The organism is Oerskovia sp. NPDC056781 (genome assembly GCF_042789955.1).
Classification (GTDB): domain Bacteria; phylum Actinomycetota; class Actinomycetes; order Actinomycetales; family Cellulomonadaceae; genus Oerskovia; species Oerskovia rustica.
On sequence record NZ_JBHUAD010000076.1, the window covers coordinates 1 to 15,992 of the forward strand.

The 15,992-nt window shown below is 72.0% G+C and carries 10 protein-coding genes; 3 read left to right on the top strand and 7 right to left on the bottom strand.

Annotated elements, in window-relative coordinates:
- A partial coding sequence (locus ACFRCR_RS08890; RefSeq protein WP_377676869.1) for a family 16 glycosylhydrolase occupies positions 1-760 on the top strand: 760 nt, incomplete at its 5' end.
- Positions 761-816: 56 nt separating this feature from the next.
- Here the strand turns inward: ACFRCR_RS08890 and ACFRCR_RS08895 are convergent.
- From ACFRCR_RS08895 to ACFRCR_RS08910, 4 genes are all read right to left on the bottom strand, one after another.
- Positions 817-1,329 (bottom strand): GNAT family N-acetyltransferase, encoded by a 513-nt coding sequence (locus ACFRCR_RS08895; protein WP_191795752.1) that lies wholly within the window; start codon positions 1,327-1,329, stop codon positions 817-819.
- Between the two features lie 68 nt (positions 1,330-1,397).
- On the bottom strand, positions 1,398-2,387 hold the full coding sequence (locus tag ACFRCR_RS08900) for a carbohydrate ABC transporter permease (RefSeq protein WP_377676871.1): 990 nt from the start codon (positions 2,385-2,387) through the stop codon (positions 1,398-1,400).
- Positions 2,384-3,355: a carbohydrate ABC transporter permease gene (locus ACFRCR_RS08905; RefSeq protein WP_377676873.1), complete on the bottom strand. Its 972-nt coding sequence runs from the start codon at positions 3,353-3,355 to the stop codon at positions 2,384-2,386. Before ACFRCR_RS08905 ends, ACFRCR_RS08900 begins: the two co-directional genes overlap by 4 nt.
- On the bottom strand, positions 3,355-4,653 hold the full coding sequence (locus ACFRCR_RS08910) for an extracellular solute-binding protein (RefSeq protein ID WP_377676875.1): 1,299 nt from the start codon (positions 4,651-4,653) through the stop codon (positions 3,355-3,357). Before ACFRCR_RS08910 ends, ACFRCR_RS08905 begins: the two co-directional genes overlap by 1 nt.
- Positions 4,654-4,985: 332 nt before the next feature.
- Between ACFRCR_RS08910 and purU the strand changes: the two genes are divergently transcribed.
- The gene (gene purU, locus ACFRCR_RS08915) at positions 4,986-5,885 is read left to right on the top strand and encodes a formyltetrahydrofolate deformylase (RefSeq protein ID WP_377676877.1); all 900 of its coding nucleotides are present in this window, start codon (positions 4,986-4,988) and stop codon (positions 5,883-5,885) included.
- 112 nt (positions 5,886-5,997) lie between these two features.
- Here purU and ACFRCR_RS08920 read toward each other — a convergent pair whose 3' ends face one another.
- Both ACFRCR_RS08920 and ACFRCR_RS08925 read right to left on the bottom strand, forming a co-directional pair.
- Positions 5,998-6,696 (bottom strand): hypothetical protein, encoded by a 699-nt coding sequence (locus ACFRCR_RS08920; protein ID WP_377676879.1) that lies wholly within the window; start codon positions 6,694-6,696, stop codon positions 5,998-6,000.
- Positions 6,697-6,857: 161 nt separating this feature from the next.
- Positions 6,858-8,480, bottom strand: a complete 1,623-nt coding sequence (locus ACFRCR_RS08925) for a PLP-dependent aminotransferase family protein (RefSeq protein ID WP_377676880.1) — start codon at positions 8,478-8,480, stop codon at positions 6,858-6,860.
- Positions 8,481-8,518: 38 nt separating this feature from the next.
- On the opposite strand from ACFRCR_RS08925, the gene ACFRCR_RS08930 reads away from it, so the two are divergent.
- Positions 8,519-9,544 carry an aldo/keto reductase gene (locus ACFRCR_RS08930; protein WP_377676882.1) on the top strand — a complete coding sequence of 342 codons (1,026 nt, stop codon included), beginning with the start codon at positions 8,519-8,521 and terminating at the stop codon, positions 9,542-9,544.
- An 81-nt stretch (positions 9,545-9,625) separates the two neighbouring features.
- On the opposite strand, the gene pulA is transcribed toward ACFRCR_RS08930, so the two are convergent.
- Positions 9,626-15,796 (bottom strand): pullulanase-type alpha-1,6-glucosidase, encoded by a 6,171-nt coding sequence (gene pulA, locus ACFRCR_RS08935; protein ID WP_377676884.1) that lies wholly within the window; start codon positions 15,794-15,796, stop codon positions 9,626-9,628.
- Between the last annotated feature and the right edge of the window lie 196 nt (positions 15,797-15,992).

The following is a 15,992-nucleotide window of genomic DNA, read 5'->3' on the forward strand; positions in this document are numbered from 1 at the left end:
GCCCGGGCCCCTGACCTGGGCCGACGAGTTCGACGGCGCGGCCGGCGCCGCGCCCGACCCCTCCCGCTGGCGCCTCGAGACGGGCGGCAGCGGGTGGGGCAACGGCGAGCTCCAGTACTACACGGACAGCCCGGGCAACGCCTCGACCGACGGCGAGGGCCACCTCGTCGTCACGGCCCGCCGGGAGAACCCCGGCGACCTGTGGTGCCACTACGGGCGCTGCGAGTACACCTCCGCGCGGCTCATCACCGCGGACCGTTTCACCCAGCAGTACGGACGCTTCGAGGCACGCATCAAGGTCCCGGGCGGGCAGGGCACCTGGCCCGCGTTCTGGATGCTGGGCCAGGACATCTTCACGACCGAGCCGTGGCCTGCGAGCGGCGAGCTCGACGTGATGGAGAACGTCGGCCAGGAGCCCGGCACGGTGTGGGGCAGCCTGCACGGTCCCGGGTACTCGGGGGCGGACGCGATCCACGCGTCGTACACGCTCCCCGGCGGGGAGGACGTCGCCGCGGACTTCCACACCTTCACGGTCGACTGGGCCCCGGACGCCATCACCTGGTACGTCGACGGCGTCGAGTACTCGCGCAGGACGCCCGCCGACACCGGCGGTGACCCGTGGGTCTTCGACGACCCGTTCTTCCTGCTGCTCAACCTCGCGGTCGGCGGCGACTGGCCCGGCCCGCCCGACGAGAGCACGCAGCTGCCCGCGCGCATGCTCGTCGACCACGTCCGGGCCTGGGCGTGGGACGAGCCGTAGACGCGAGCGAGGCGCGCCCCCCACGCGGGGGACGCGCCTCGTTCGTGTGCGAGGGCTCAGCCCTGGGCGTCGCTCGCGTTGCGCGCCTCGGCCTCGCCCAGGATGCGGCGCAGGTACGTGTACGTGAGGTCACCCGCGGCCTTGTCGTACTGCTCCTCGTAGCCGTGGCGCGTGTACAGCTCGAGGTTCTGCTTGGAGTCCTTGCCCGTGAAGACCCAGATCTCGGTGGTCTCCTCGGGCAGGTGCGGCAGGACCGCGAACAGCATCTGCGTGCCGATCCCGCGGCCCTGGAGGTCCGGGGCCACCGCGAGCCGACCGAGCGTGGCCTTGCCGCCCTCGATCTCCACGCGCACGGACCCCACCAGGCGCGGCCCCTGCCACGCTCCGAGCGTGATGACGCCCTTGGTCGCCAGGTCCGCCTTGAGCTCGGCGAGCGTCTGCGTGAGCGGCGGGATGTTCGGGTCCCCGTAGAGCTGCGCCTCGGTGACGAACGCTGCCCGGCGGAGCGTGAGGAGCTCCCCCGCGTGCTCGTCCGTGACGAGGTCCATGGTCATCGGCGTGTCGGTCATGGTCCCATCGTGTCAGAAACGGACCGCCCCGAGGTGCGCGTCCGCGGGTGGAATGGTGACCGTCTCACCTAGCCCTTCACCGCCCCCGCGAGCCCCGACACCAGGTGGCGCTGCACGAGCACGAAGAAGATCAGGACGGGCACCGTCATGATGACCGAGCCCGCCATGATCGCGCCCCAGTCGTTCTGGTCGTCCTTGAAGAACGTGAGGATCGCGAGGGGCAGCGTCTGGTTCTCCTGCGCCGAGATGATGAAGGTCTTGGCGAACAGGAAGTCGTTCCACGTCGAGATGAACGAGAACACGCTGACCGCGACCACGCCCGGGAACACGAGCGGGAACAGGATGGAGCGCACGAACCGGAAGCTCTTGGCCCCGTCGATCCGCGCGGCCTCCTCGAGCTCGACCGGGACGGCCGCGACGAAGCCGCGCAGCATCCAGATCGCGAACGGGATCGAGAACGCGAGGTGCACCAGCACGAGCGACCCGAGCTGGTTGAGACCGATCGCGGGGACGCTCGCCCCCATGTTCCGGAACAGGAAGAACAACGGGATCGTCAGGGCCTCGATGGGCACCATCTGCGCGATCAGCACGATCACGAGCAGCGTCGTGCGGCTGCGGAACCGGTAGCGCGTGAGCGCGACCGACGCGAGGAACGCGCAGACCGTCGAGAGGACCACCACCGCCAGGGCGACGACGAGCGAGTTGAGGAAGAACCGCCCGAAGTCGTTGACCGTCAGGACCCGCACGAACGAGTCGAGCGTGAGGTCCGTCGTGAACAGCGACGCGTCGCCCGCGTCGATCGCCGCCTTCGGGCGCAGGGCCGACAGGACCATCCAGTAGAGCGGGAACGCGACGACGAGCGCGACCAGCAGCGCGGCGGCGTTCGAACCGGGGTTCTTCCACGCCCGACGGCGCCGCGCCCCTGCCGTGCCCGCCCCTCCGCGCGCGGTGGTCGCCCCGGCGCCCGGGGAGCCCGTGCCCCGCACCGCGGGCGGTGAGGTGACGCGCCCGACGGACGCTCCGGCGTCGGGCATGCCGGCGGTGACGCTGGCGCTCACAGGACCTCCCCTGATCGGCGCAGCAGGCGCAGGTAGACGAGCGTGACCCCGAGCAGCAGGACCGTCATGACGACGCCGATCGCCGACCCGAGCCCGTACAGGTTGGACGCGAACGCCTGCTGGTAGGAGTACACGTTGAGGACGAGGTTCTGCCCGCCGATCCCGCCGCCGTTCGTCATGACGTAGATCTGCGTGAACACCTTGAAGTCCCAGATGATCGACTGGATCGTCACGATGATGATGATCGGGCGCAGCATCGGGACCATGATCGAGCGCGCGATGCGAGGCATCGACGCGCCGTCGAGGCGAGCGGCCTCGAGCAGCTCGCTCGGGATCGCGAGGATGCCCGCGTAGACCGTGACCAGCACGAACGGGAACGAGCACCACACGACCTCGGCGCCCACGAGCGCGAACGCCGGCCACTTCTCGGCCGTCCACGAGTGCCCCGCGAAGTCCGACAGGCCGACGCCGACGAGGGTCTTGTTGACGAGCCCGAGCGTCGGGTCGAACAGGAAGAGCCAGACTGCGGAGCCCGTCATCGCGGGCGTGGCCCACGCGCCGAGCGCCGCGAGGAACAGGACCGAGCGCACCCACCGGCTGACCCTGGTCGCGAGGACCGCGAGCGCCGAGCCGAGCGCGAGGGTCGCGACGACGCAGCCGGCCGCGAAGACCGTCGTGTTGAGCAGGACCGTCCAGAACTTCGCGTCCCCGAACAGCTGGGAGTAGTTGCCGAGACCCAGGAACTCGAGGGGAGCCCCGCCCGTGACGTTGGCCTGGCGGTAGTCGTAGAACGACGTGACGACGAGCTGGTAGAGCGGGTACCCGAGCAGGCCCACGAGGATCGCGGCGGCCGGCAGCAGGTAGACCCACGGTTCGAGCCGGGAGGTCCCGGTCCGGGAGCGACGCGCGGGGCGTGGGGGGCGGGCGGACGTGCTGCCCGCCCCCGGTGCGGTGGTGAGCGCGGTCATCAGGGTGCCTCGGAGAACGCCTTGTCCATCGCGGCGGCCGCGGTCTCGGTGGCCTGCTCGACCGTGGCCTGCTTCGTCGCGACGGTCTGGAGCATGGTCTTGAGGTCGCCCTGGGCGTCGATCTGGGTCCACGCCGGGGTCGAGGGGACGAACTCGGTGCCGGCCGCGAGGGTCTCGGTGAAAGGCTCGATCGCGGGCGTCGCCGTCGCGACCTTCTCCTGGACGTCGGTGAACGTGGGCAGGTTGCCCATCGCGTCGAACATCTTCTCCTGGTACTTCTTCCCGCCCAGGAGCGTCATGAAGTCGACCGCGAGGGACTTGCGCTCGGTGCTCTTGAAGACACCGAGGTTGTTGCCGCCCGCGAACGCCGGAGCGATCTCGCCGGCCTTCTCGCCCGGGAGCGGGACGATCGCGTAGGTGGCACCCACGGCCGACTCGTCGACGGCCTTGCGGTTGAAGTCGCCGCCCACGACCATGCCCGCCGTGCCCGCGACGAACTGCTGGACGCTCGCGCTGCCGGTCCACTCGGCGCACAGGGCCGAGGGGCAGATGTCGTCGGCGAGGAGGTTCGTGTACGCCGTGACGCCCGCGCGGGACTCGGGCGTCGTGAGCGCCGAGGTGTAGGTGCCGTCCGTCCCCTGGGTCGCGAGCGCTCCCCCGCCTGCCCACAGGAACGGCATGGCCGCGTACTGGTAGGCGCCGCCTGCCGCGATGCCTACCATCTCGGGCTTGGCGGCCCGGATCGCGCGCGCCGCGGTCTCGATCTCGGCGAGCGTCGTGGGGACGGAGAGGCCCAGCTCGGAGAAGACGTCCGTGCGGTAGTAGAGCGCGCGGACCCCGATGAACCACGGGACCCCGTAGGTCGCACCGTCGATCTCGGTCGTGGCGGCGATCGAGGGGGTCAGGTCGCCGGACTCGTCCCAGGCCGCGACCTCCTTGGTCACGTCCGCGAGGCCGCCCGCGGCGACGTAGGCCGCGATGTCGGTGTTGCCGAACTCGGCGACGTCGGGGGCGGAGGCCGGGTCGTTGAACGCGGCGTTGAAGCGCTCGGCACGGGTGTCGACGGGGATGTACTGGACGTCGACCTCCACGCCGTCGTGCTCGGCCTCGAACTCGGCGACGGCCTCGTCGACGACCGCCGCCTTGGGGTCCTGGTTGACCTCGGCGAAGAGCCAGACGCGCAGCGTCCCGGTGCTCTCGTCGTTCTCGGCCTCGGTGATCGTGGACTGGGTGGGGGCGCAGGCCGTCAGGGCCAGCACGGCGGCGACGCCGAACGCCGCCAGGCGGGACTTCTTCATATCGACTCCGTCATCGACTCGGGGGCCGACGTCGTCGGTGACGCCGGTTCCGGGAGGCTATGCACCCGTTCGCGGCGCGGTCCACGTCGTGGCGCTCTCCGTTGCGCACTGCACAATGGAAGGCAACTTTGTTGCCAATTGACCGACGGCACTGACCGGAAACGGGTGATGTGCGGTCTTCGTCCGCGGCGGGTGCAGCCTGGCGCGGACGTTACCGCTGCGTGGGCCGGGCGCACCGCCCGGGTGCGCGGCCCGGGTCAAGACGGCGCCTCGGGCGGGACGCGGCCCGGACGGAGCCGCTGGACGCGCGACGGCGCGGCTACCCTGGGACCGTGTCCAGCACCTCTCTCCCGAACGTTCCCGCCTCCGGCGCGCCCGACGCGTCCACGCCGACCCACTGGGTCCTCACGCTGTCCTGCCCGGACGGTCCGGGGATCGTGCACGCCGTCACGGGGACGCTCGCCGAGCACGGCGGCAACATCACCGAGTCGCAGCAGTTCGGCGACCCGCTGTCCGGGCTGTTCTTCATGCGCGTCCAGGTCGAGTCGACCGCGTCGCGCGACGAGCTCGAGGGCGCCCTGGCCCCCGTGATCGAGGCGTTCGACATGACGTGGAACCTCGACGTGGTCGGGCGCCGCGTGCGCACGCTCGTCATGGTCTCCAAGGCCGCGCACTGCCTCGTCGACCTGCTCTACCGCGAGCGCTCGCAGGGCATGCCGATCGAGGTCGTGGGCGTCGTGGGCAACCACCGCGACCTCGAGGACATCGCCGCGTTCTACGGCAAGCCGTTCCACCACGTACCCGTCACGCGCGAGACCAAGGCCGCCGCCGAGGACCGCCTGCGCGAGCTCGTGGCCGAGCTCGACGTCGAGCTCGTCGTCCTCGCGCGATACATGCAGATCCTGTCGGACGACCTGTGCCGCGACCTGTCGGGCCAGGTCATCAACATCCACCACTCGTTCCTGCCCAGCTTCAAGGGGGCCCGCCCCTACGCCCAGGCGCACGACCGCGGCGTCAAGCTCATCGGTGCCACGTCGCACTACGTCACGGGCGACCTCGACGAGGGGCCGATCATCGAGCAGGACGTCGAGCGCGTCGACCACTCACGGGCCGTCGAGGACCTGGTCGCGCTGGGTGAGGACGTCGAGCGCCGCACGCTCGCGCGGGCCGTGCGCTGGCACGCCGAGCACCGCGTGCTGCTCGACGGGCACCGGACGATCGTCTTCCGCTGACGGGAGCGCCGCTGCGAGGCGCCGCTGCGGCGCGCCGAGTGTGCCGTTCGGGCTGTCCCGAGCGCCGTCTGACGACCCGAACTGCACACTCGACGCAGCCGCTGCCCCCGGGCTACCGGAACCGGACCCCGACCGGGGTGAGCCCCAGGTCGAGGACGCCCGTGGCCCACCGCGACGCCCATTGCCAGGCCTCGGGCATCGCCTCCGGGGCCGGTCGTGCCGAGACCGACACGTCAGTGCCGTCGACCCGCACCCTGACGCCCTCGTCCAACGACGGCAGCACGCCGCGGGCAAGATCGACGAGCGCGGTCAGTCGACCCGCCAGGGCGGGGTCCTCGCACTGCAGGGTCATGGGCGCCGCGTCGGTCGCGACATCGAAGAGGTAGTCGGTTCCCTGGTCTCCTTCGCGGCTCCCGTGCGCGCACAGCGCTGCGAACACCTCCTCGAGCTCGATCGGCGTGCCGGAGACCGTGACGTCGACGATCTCGGACGGGGCGTCGTCGTAGCCGCCGCTTCGCACACTGTCGGTCGGCTCGACCACGTACGTCACCCCTGGGGTCGCGCGCAGGACGTCGAGGAACTCGTCCCGTCGCGCAGTGGCTTCCAGGTCGGCGCTCCGGTCGGGCACCGTCGGGACGACCAGGCCGATGACCACGGCCACGACACCGATCAGGACCGCGACGAGGACCACGCTGACGCCCAGGGCGAGAAGAGTTCGGCGCCGCTCTGCCGGCCCCCCTGGCCGGGCGTCCCTGAAGGCCGACGTGCCCGGGCTGCTGACCTCTGACGTCTCCTCCCCCGCGTGCACCATGGCCTGAGCATACGGACTCGCCCAGCCGGGCGGTCACGGGCGACATGACCGCAGGGCCGCGCCGGCCCGCCCTCGTCGAGCGTGCAGTTCGGGCTGTCCCGAGCACCGTCTGACGACCCGAACTGCACACTCGGCGCAGCGACACCGCCCAGCCCCCCGCGCTACCGCCCCACCGCCCGCCCCGCCCCCCGCACCGCCGCCGCGAGCCGCACCACGGCCTCCTCGACGCGCGCGTCCGCGAGGTTGCCGTACCCGACGACGAGCCGGTCCCTCCCGTCGTCGCGCCCGGCGGCCGTCGCCCGGTAGCGCTCGATCGCCGCGACGTTGACCTCGCGCAGTGCCGCCTCGCGCACCACGTCCGTGGCCACCACGCCGCCCGGCAGCTCGACCACGGCGTGCATGCCCGCGGCGATCCCCGTGACGACCGTCCCGGGCAGCACCTTCCCGAGCGCCGCGACGAGCGCCTCACGCCGGCGTCGGAACCGTCCACGCGCCGCTCGCAGGTGCCGCTCGTACGCCCCCGACGTCACGAACCGCGCGAGCGCGAGCTGGTCGAGCGTCGACGGACCGGCACCGCCCCGGTCGACCACGGCGTCTCGCCATCCTGGCGGCAGCACCGCCCACCCGAGCCCGAACGCCGGCGACAGCGTCTTGCTCAGCGACCCCAGCAGGACCACGCGGTCGGGCGCGAGTCCCTGCATCGCGGCCACGGGCCGGCGGTCGTAACGGAACTCGGCGTCGTAGTCGTCCTCGACGACCAGCCCGTCGGCGTCGCGCGCCCAGCGCACGAGCGCCTCGCGCCGCGCGGGCGAGAGGGCCGCGCCGGTGGGGAACTGGTGGGCGGGGGTCACGAGCACGGCGCGCGCACCGGTCCGGCCCGCCGCGGCGAGGAGCGCCTCGACGTCGATCCCGTCGCCGTCGACCGGGACCGGCACGGGCGTGAGCCCCGCCGCGGCCGCGGTCTCGCGCAGGCGCGACCAGCTCGGGTCCTCGACGAGCAGCGCCCGGTGCCCGGCCCGGTGGAGCGCCGCCGCGACGCGCCGCATGGCGTCGTCGGCGCCGTGCGTCACGACGACGTCTCCCCCGCTCGCCCGCACGTGCCGGGCACGGGCGAGGTAGTCCGCGAGCGCCGCCCGCGTCGCGGGATGGCCGGTGGGGTCGGGGGCCGCGAGGTCGGCGTCGGGCGCCTCGGCGAGGGCCTCGCGCAGCGCGCGGACCCAGGCGGCGCGCGGTGCGTGCCGCAGGTCGGGCACGCCGGGCCCCAGGTCGTAGCGCGCCCGCGGGGCGGGCAGTCCTCCCGTGCCCGACGGCGTCGCGCGGGTCCCGGCGTGGGTCGCCCGGGCATCGGTCCGGTCGCCCGGGCTGCCGGGGCCGCCTGCGAGGGGGTGCGGCTCGGCCTGCCCCCGCACGCCGGCCCCGGTCCGGGGGTCGGTCCGGGCCGCGAGCGGCACCCGGGTCCCCGACCCTGTCCGGGACTCGAGGAACCCCTCGGCGACGAGCTGCCCGTAGGCCTCGGTCACGACCCAGCGCGAGACGCCCAGGGTGTCGGCGAGCACGCGGCTCGGGGGCAGGGCGGCACCGGGCGGGACGCGTCCGAGGTGGACGGCCTCGCGCACCGCGTCCTCGAGCCGCCTGTGGAGCGGCCCTGGCCCCGTGCCCAGGTCGAGGACCGTCTCCCAGGCGAGCGCCGCCGTCGGGCCTGGGCGGGGCGGACCGGACGCACGCGGCGGACGGGGCGCGTTCGCCGCGCGCTCGCGCAACGAATTGGTCTGGTCAGGTGCCATGCCAATGGACCGTACACCCAGGCCGCTCGACTTCTAGCGTGGAGTCCGTCAACCAGCAGCACTCTTCGCAGGAGACCACCATGCGCTACCGCACCCTCGGCGACGGCCGGACGTCGTTCGACGTCAGCACGCTGTGCCTCGGCACCATGAACATGGGCACGCTGACGGACGAGGAGACCTCGTTCGCGATCCTCGACCGCTACGTCGAGGCCGGAGGCACGTTCCTCGACACGGCCAACAACTACAGCTACTGGGCCGGGGGCCACGGCCGCGACAGCGAGGACCTGATCAACCGCTGGCTCACGAGCCGCAGCGCGCGCGGGCACGTGCGCATCGCGACCAAGCTCGGCGCGGCCAAGAAGGACCCCGCCCTGCCCCTGTCCAACACTCCCCCGACCAACTTCCAGGGTCTGGCCGCGGAGACCGTCGCGTGGGAGGCGTACGAGAGCCTGCGGCACCTGGGCGTCGACCGCCTCGACGTCCTCTACGGGCACGTCGACGACCTCGACACACCGCTCGCGGAGACCGTCGGGGCGTTCGGCAAGCTTCAGGCCGAGGGTGCCGTCGGGATCTCGGGGATCTCGAACGTCGCGCTGTGGCGCGTCGTCGAGGCGCGCGAGGAGGCGCTGCGTCAGGGCGTCGCACCGTACGGGGTGGTCCAGGAGCAGCTCAGCTACCTCTACCCGACACCGGATCCCGACCGGCACAACTGGGCCTCGCCCGAGCTGCTCGACTACACGCGCTCGACGGGCACCGACGAGCGGCCACAGCTCGCCGTCACTGCCTACTCCCCGCTGCTGCAGGGCGCCATGGTGCGTGACGACAAGGAGCTGTGGGACGGCTACGGGCACCCGACGTCGCTCGAACGACGCCGCGTGCTGCACGACGTCGCCCGGCAGATCGGCGCGACGCCGAACCAGGTCGCGCTCGCGTGGCTGCTCGGCGGGCCCGTGCCGGTGATCCCGGTGATCGGGCCGAGCAGCGTCGCACAGCTCGACGAGCTGCTCGGGGCGGCGGACCTCGACCTCGACCCGGAGGTGCGGGCGCGGCTCGACGCGGCCTAGTCCCCGCACGCGCCGAGAGCGGGGACCGTGCGAGACGTGTCAGGCACGTCTCGCCTAGTCCCCGCTCTCCGTCATCGGGTGCTACCCGCAGTCGCGGGCCGCGTACGTCGCGTCGTACGCCGTCCGGACCTCCTTGCCGCCGATCGTCGCCGTGCCCGTGACCGTGGCCGTCGCGGCAGGGACCTGCGTCTGGCGGGTCGCGAACGTCTGCTGGGCGGACTTGCCCGGCAGCACCCCGCTGAAGGTCTTGGCACCGAACGGCGTCTCGACCCGGACCGTCGCGGGGACCGCGCCTGCGTTGACGGCGACGACCGTGACGGTCGCCCGGCCCGCGGCGCACTGGGTGCGCGCCGTGGTGGTGAGCTCGACCTTCGCGGCGTGGGGCTCGACGAGCACGGCGACCGTGCGTGCCGGGACCGTGACGGTCCCGGTCGCGGCGTCCCACGTGGTCGCCTTGACCACGTCGTCGTGACCGTCGGCCTGGACCGGCGAGAGCACGTACTCGCGGCCCACCAGACCCGCGACCGTCTGCGTGACCGCCTCTGGCGAGGCGTTGAAGACGACGAGCGCGCCGTCGAGCTCCTCGTCCACGTCCGCCCCGACCGTGTCGTCGATGCTCATGACGATCACGCCGGGTGTCTGGCCGGTCCCCGCGTCGGGGAACGTGACCTTCTGGTTGACGAGGTCCGCGCTGCCGAGACGGAACAGGTCCGTCGAGGAGCGCAGTCGCAGCAGGTCGGCCGCGTTGTCGGACGCCGCCTCGATGTCCTGCGCGGTCGGCTTGAGCGCCGGGTCCGCGAGCAGCGGCGCCATGAGCGGCCACTTCTCGCCGTTGTCGGCCTCGAGCGGCAAGCCCTTGCCGAACCCGTTGTCGGTCCCGGTCCAGTCGATCGCGTTGAACCAGTCGCCCGAGTCGTAGCTGTTGCGGTCGAGCGACTTGGAACGCAGCAGGTCGGTGCCCGCGTGCCACAGCGACGGTGTCTGCGACAGGGCCGTCGTGGCGAGCGAGACGTTGTTCATGCGCACCCGGTCGGCCATCGACGTGTCCGCCGGCAGCTTGAGGGTGAGCAGGTCGAACAGCGTCTCGTTGTCGTGCGCGTCGACGTAGCTGATGATCTCCTCGGGCGAGTCCGCGTAGCCCGCGGGCGCACCCCGGTAGTCGATCTCGTCGCCCCGCCGGGTCTCGCCCGTCGAGGTCGTGAACGTGAAGCTGCGCAGGTTGCCCGCGAGGCCCAGGCGGACCAGGTCCGTCTCGTGGCCCAGCGCTGCGAGCTCGTCGGGAGACCCGTCGTTCACCGTGCCCGGCTCCCCCGCTCGGGCAGGCTGCCCGTTCGGGTCGGTCGCGAGGCCCGTGCCGAAGCCCTGCGTGAACGTCGAGGCCCCGTCGACGGGAGAACCGCCGTGGACCGCGTCGCGCAGGCGGTCGGAGAACGTGCCGATGCCCGTGCGCCCGAGCTGGCCCTGCGTGGCCTGCTCGAACAGCGCGTTGTCCGCGACCTCGCCGAAGTTCCAGCCCTCGCCGTACAGGTACACGGCCTTGCCGTCCACGCCGTCCTTCTTCGGCGTGAGCTCGTCGAGCGCGGCCCGGACGTCGAGCATGTTCTGCTTCGAGTGGTGCCCCATGAGGTCGAAGCGGAACCCGTCGACCTTGTAGTCGCGGGCCCACGTGACGACCGAGTCGACCATGAGCTTGCCCGTCATGGCGTGCTCGGTCGCGAGGTTCTGGCAGCACGTGCTGGTCTCGACCGCGCCCGTCGTCGTGTTCTGGCGGTGGTAGTAGCCGGGCACGACCTTGTCGAGCACACTCTTGGGGTCCTGGCCGCTGGCCGCGGTGTGGTTGAACACCTGGTCGAGCACGACCTGGAGCCCGGTCTGGTGCAGCGACCCGACCATGGTGCGGAACTCCGCGACGCGCGCTGCGCCCTCGGCGTCGACGGCGTAGGAACCCTCGGGCGTCGAGAAGTGCAGCGGGTCGTAGCCCCAGTTGAAGCCGTCCGTGCCCTGGATCGCGGCCACGGCCGCCTGCTGCTCGGTGCCGTCGGGCGCGAAGCCGCTCAGGTCGCCGGTCACCGACTGCTCGGACCGGTCCTCCTCGATGGTCGCGATGTCGAACGTCGGCAGCAGGTGCACCGTCGTCAGGCCCGCGTCGGCGAGCTCGGCGAGGTGCTTCATGCCGACCGAGGCCTTCTCACCGAACGCGAGGTACGTGCCGCGCTTGTCGGCCGGCACCGTGGCGTCGGCGATCGAGAAGTCCCGCACGTGCAGCTCGTAGATCGTCTGGTCGACGGCCCGCTCCACGACGGGGGCCTTGGTCTCCTTCCACACCTTCGGCTGCGTGTCCTTCGCGTCGAGGTCCACCACGACCGAGTGCGTCGAGTTGAGCGTGAGCCCGAGCGAGTACGGGTCGGTCACGACGTTCGTCTCGACCGTGCCCGTGGACGGGACGAAGACCTCGACCTCGTAGAGGTACCGGGCACCGACCCAGCCGAACTTCTTGTCGGCGTCCTTCCCGTCGACCGTCCACGTCCCGTCGGACTGGCGCTCGGCGGGGAACCGCCGCGCGTCCTCGGCCGTGAGGCCTGCGGCGTCGCCCTGCGCGGGCCACGCGAGGAGCGTGACCTTCTTGGCGGTGGGTGCCCACAGCGCGAACGAGGCCCACTTGCCGTTGGTGTAGATGCTCGCACCGAGCGTGCGGTCGGCGGCGTCCTGCGCGAACAGGTCGTCCAGCACGCCGGGGAGCTGGACCCCGGTCGCCGCGGTGAGCGGTGCGTCGGCCGCGGGGCCGCTGCGCTGGGCGACGAGGAGCTGTCCCGTCAGCGCGGCGGTCGCTGCGTCGACAGGGATCGGCGCACCGTCAGCGCCCGTGACCCGCAGGGCCACCGCGTCGGCGAGGGCCGGGAAGTCGGCTGCGACGTCGTCGGGCAGGCCGGCCGGGTCCAGGACCAGGGAGTACGACGACGCCCCCTCCGGAGCGACGACCGCGCCGTCCGCGACGCTCAGGCCGCCCGTCGGTGCCGTGTGGAGCGTCCAGCCCAGCGTGGCCGGGTCCGCCCCGGCGAGGAGCTCGCGCGGCCAGGCGACCAGGTCCTTGCTCACCCAGTGCGCCGCCTGCTGGCCCGTGCCGGGCAGCGGCGGGTCAGCGACCTCGATCGTCAGGACGTGCGTCGCCAGGACGTAGGAGAACGTCACGGCCTTGCCCTCGGACGCGCTGAACGAGTAGTTCTGGCCGTCCTTGACGCCCCCGACGCCGTAGTTCTCGGCCCAGCTCATGCCGTGCGTGACCTTGCCCTCGTACGCGCCCGTGGCGAGCGCCGACGTCGTGAACGTGTAGACGCCGTCACCGTCCGGGTCGCGCAGCCACGATCCCAGGCAGTCCGGGGACCACGCGGCCGAGCATCCGAGCTGGTCCTGGAACGAGCCCGCGACCGTGATGATCGGGCCCTGAGCGGTGCTCGAGAAGTCGTGCGAGACCGGGTCCCAGTAGAAGGTCACGGGGCCGCCCGCGGTCGTGTAGGTCGCGTTGGAGCCGTCCTTCGCGCCGCCCACGCCGTAGTTGAGGTCCCACGAGCCGTTGATCGCGACCTTGTACTCGTACGTACCGGCCGGGACGTCGAACGTGCCCGCGTAGACGCCGTCGGCGCGCTTCGTGAGCTTCGCGGCCTCGCAGCCGGGAGCCCAGTCGCCCGCGCAGCCCATCTCGGAGTTGTGGCTCCCGGGGACGGTGACCAGGTCGATGTCGGTCGGGGGCTCGACGTCCTCGTCGCCGCTGACCGAGTTCCCCACGCTCGCGAACGTCGAGGCCGCGGCGCGGTCGCCGTCGGCGTCGACCGTCACGGCGCGGTACTCGACGAGCGTGCCCTTGGCCAGGTCGCTCACGTCGTGGAAGACGCGCGGCGAGGTGTCCTCGGCCGTGCCGAGACCCTGCCACGCGTCCGACCCGACGACGCGCCACGCGAAGCTGGTCTCGGACCACGCGGCGTCGTCGACGTCGGCGGTGACCGGGGCGACCCCCGTGAGGCCCGCCCCTGCGGCCGGGACCGTGACCGACACGTCACCCGAGGACTCGACGCCGACCGTGCGGTCGGCCTTCAGGACGACGGAGCCCAGGGCCGGGACCGTGAGCGAGACCGTACCGTCGGCACCGGCCGTGACGGGGTCGCCGCCGCCGCGCAGCGGTGTGTACGTCGCGCCCGGCGTGAGCGTCGTGAAGCCGACCGTCTTGGCCGCGGTCGAGTTGTTGAGCCCCACGAGGTGCTCGACCTTCTCGGTGCGGTCCACGCGCGAGAACGCGTAGACGCCCGCGCCCGAGTCCGTGTAGCGCTCGATCTGGGCGCCGGTCGCGAGGGCCGGGTTGTCGGCACGCAGCGCGGACAGCCCGGCGATGTGGGTGTAGAGCGGCGACGTCGTGTCGTAGCGGTCCTGGCTGCCCGCGGTCTCGCCCGTGACGAGCGGCTGGTCCGCGTACTCGCCGACCTGGGTCGCGAACAGCGACTGCCGTGCGTTCTTGTCCTTGCCGTCGCCCACGCCCGCGAAGCCCTGCTCGTCGCCGTAGTAGACGACGGGCTGGCCACGCGTGAGGTACATGAGGTCGTGCGCGAGCTCGTCGCGGCGCTGCGCGTCGCCCGTGGTCTGCAGCAGGTACCCGATGCGGCCCATGTCGTGGTTGCCGAGGAAGGTCGGCAGCGCCGAGGCCGAGGAGTCGGGCGTCGTGTACATGTCGTCGCTCGCGAAGAGCTGGGACAGGCCCTTGGCGCTGTTGCCGCTCGCGAAGCTCGCGGCCGAGGACTGGAACGCGAAGTCCAGCACCGAGCTCATGTCCGTCTTGCGCACGTAGGGCGAGAGCTTGGCGGCGTCGGCGTCGTAGATCTCGCCGAACATGAAGAAGTCGTCCTTGCCCTTCGCGTGGGCGTAGTCGAGGACCTCGGTGGTCCATGTCTCCCAGAACTCGAAGTTGACGTGCTTGACCGTGTCGATGCGGAAGCCGTCGATGCCGAGGTCGACCCAGCCCTGGTAGACGTCGACGAACCCGTCGACGACGCGCGGGTTCTCGGTCATGAGGTCGTCCAGGCCGTCGAAGTCGCCGTAGGTCACGGACTCACCGGACCACGTCGAGTTGCCGCGGTTGTGGTAGAGCGTCGTGTCGTTGAGCCACGCGGGGACCTTGGCGTCCTTCGCGTCGTCGGCGACCACGGGCGTGTAGGGGAACGACGTCGCGGCGTCCATCGCGGGGAACGTGTTCTTGCCCGCGTGGTCGGCCGGGTCGAACGCGTTGCCCGCCGCGTCCTTGTACGGCGCGGTCGCCTGGTCGACGTACGAGTACTGCTTCTGCTCGTTGTCGATCAGGTCGGCCGTGTGGTTGGTGATGATGTCGAAGTAGACCTTGATGCCCTTGGCGTGGGCCTCGTCGATGAGCGCCTCGAGCTCGGCGTTGGTCCCCAGGTGCGGGTCGATCTGCGTGAAGTCCGTGACCCAGTAGCCGTGGTATCCCGCCGACGCGTTCTCGCCCTCGCCCTGGACCGGGTTGTTCTTGAACGACGGCGTCAGCCAGATCGCGGTCGTCCCGAGCCCCTCGATGTAGTCGAGCTGGTCGCGCAGGCCCTGGATGTCGCCGCCCTGGTAGAAGCCCTTGTTCGTGGGGTCGTAGCCCGAGCGCAGCGCGCCGCCCTCGATGCCGGCCTCGTTGTTGGTCGGGTCGCCGTCCGCGAAGCGGTCCGTCATGACGAAATAGAACTGCTCGTCCGAGCCCGGCTGGCGCACGGGCGGGGTCACGATCGGCGCGTCGGTCGCCTCGTCGTAGGCTCCCCCGAGCCCGACGGGCGCGAGCGAGACGCGCTTGGCGACGTCGTCGAACGTGAAGCGCAGGGTCGTGGGGCCGCCGACGACGAGCGGGATGTTGTCGGCGCCACCGTTCAGGCCGTACGCCTCGTCCCACGAGTCGTTCACGGCGACCTTGTACTCGTAGGTGCCCGCGGGCACGGTGAAGTCGGCCGCGTAGACGCCGTCGGTGCCGGTCGGCGCGAGCTCGGTCGCGGCGCAGGCCGGGTCCCAGTCGGCCGCGCACCCGGCCTCGTCCTGGAGGCTGCCGACGAGCGCGAAGGTGCGTGCCGCACCGGCCGCGGTCGCCACGGGTCCGGTCGCCGCGTTGGCGACGGCCGTGAGGCCGGTCAGCCCGGTCAGCGCGACCGATATCGCCGCGACGGAGGCTGTGGTGCGGCGCGGTCTGGAGGACCGCCTGGGGGCAGGTGATGGCATGAGGACTCCCTTGTCGCCGGGGAGTCGGACGTGCGAAGGCACCGCCGGGTGACCGAGCCTCTGCGCTCCGCGTGGTCTCCCGAGCCGGACGCTCCCCGCCGCCGGCTGACCCAGACTGTAGCCCTTGCAGAAAGTTGCAGCAAGAGTTTGTTGTCCGGAGACGCGGAACGAGGCCGGTCGGGCAGCTCGGCTGAGC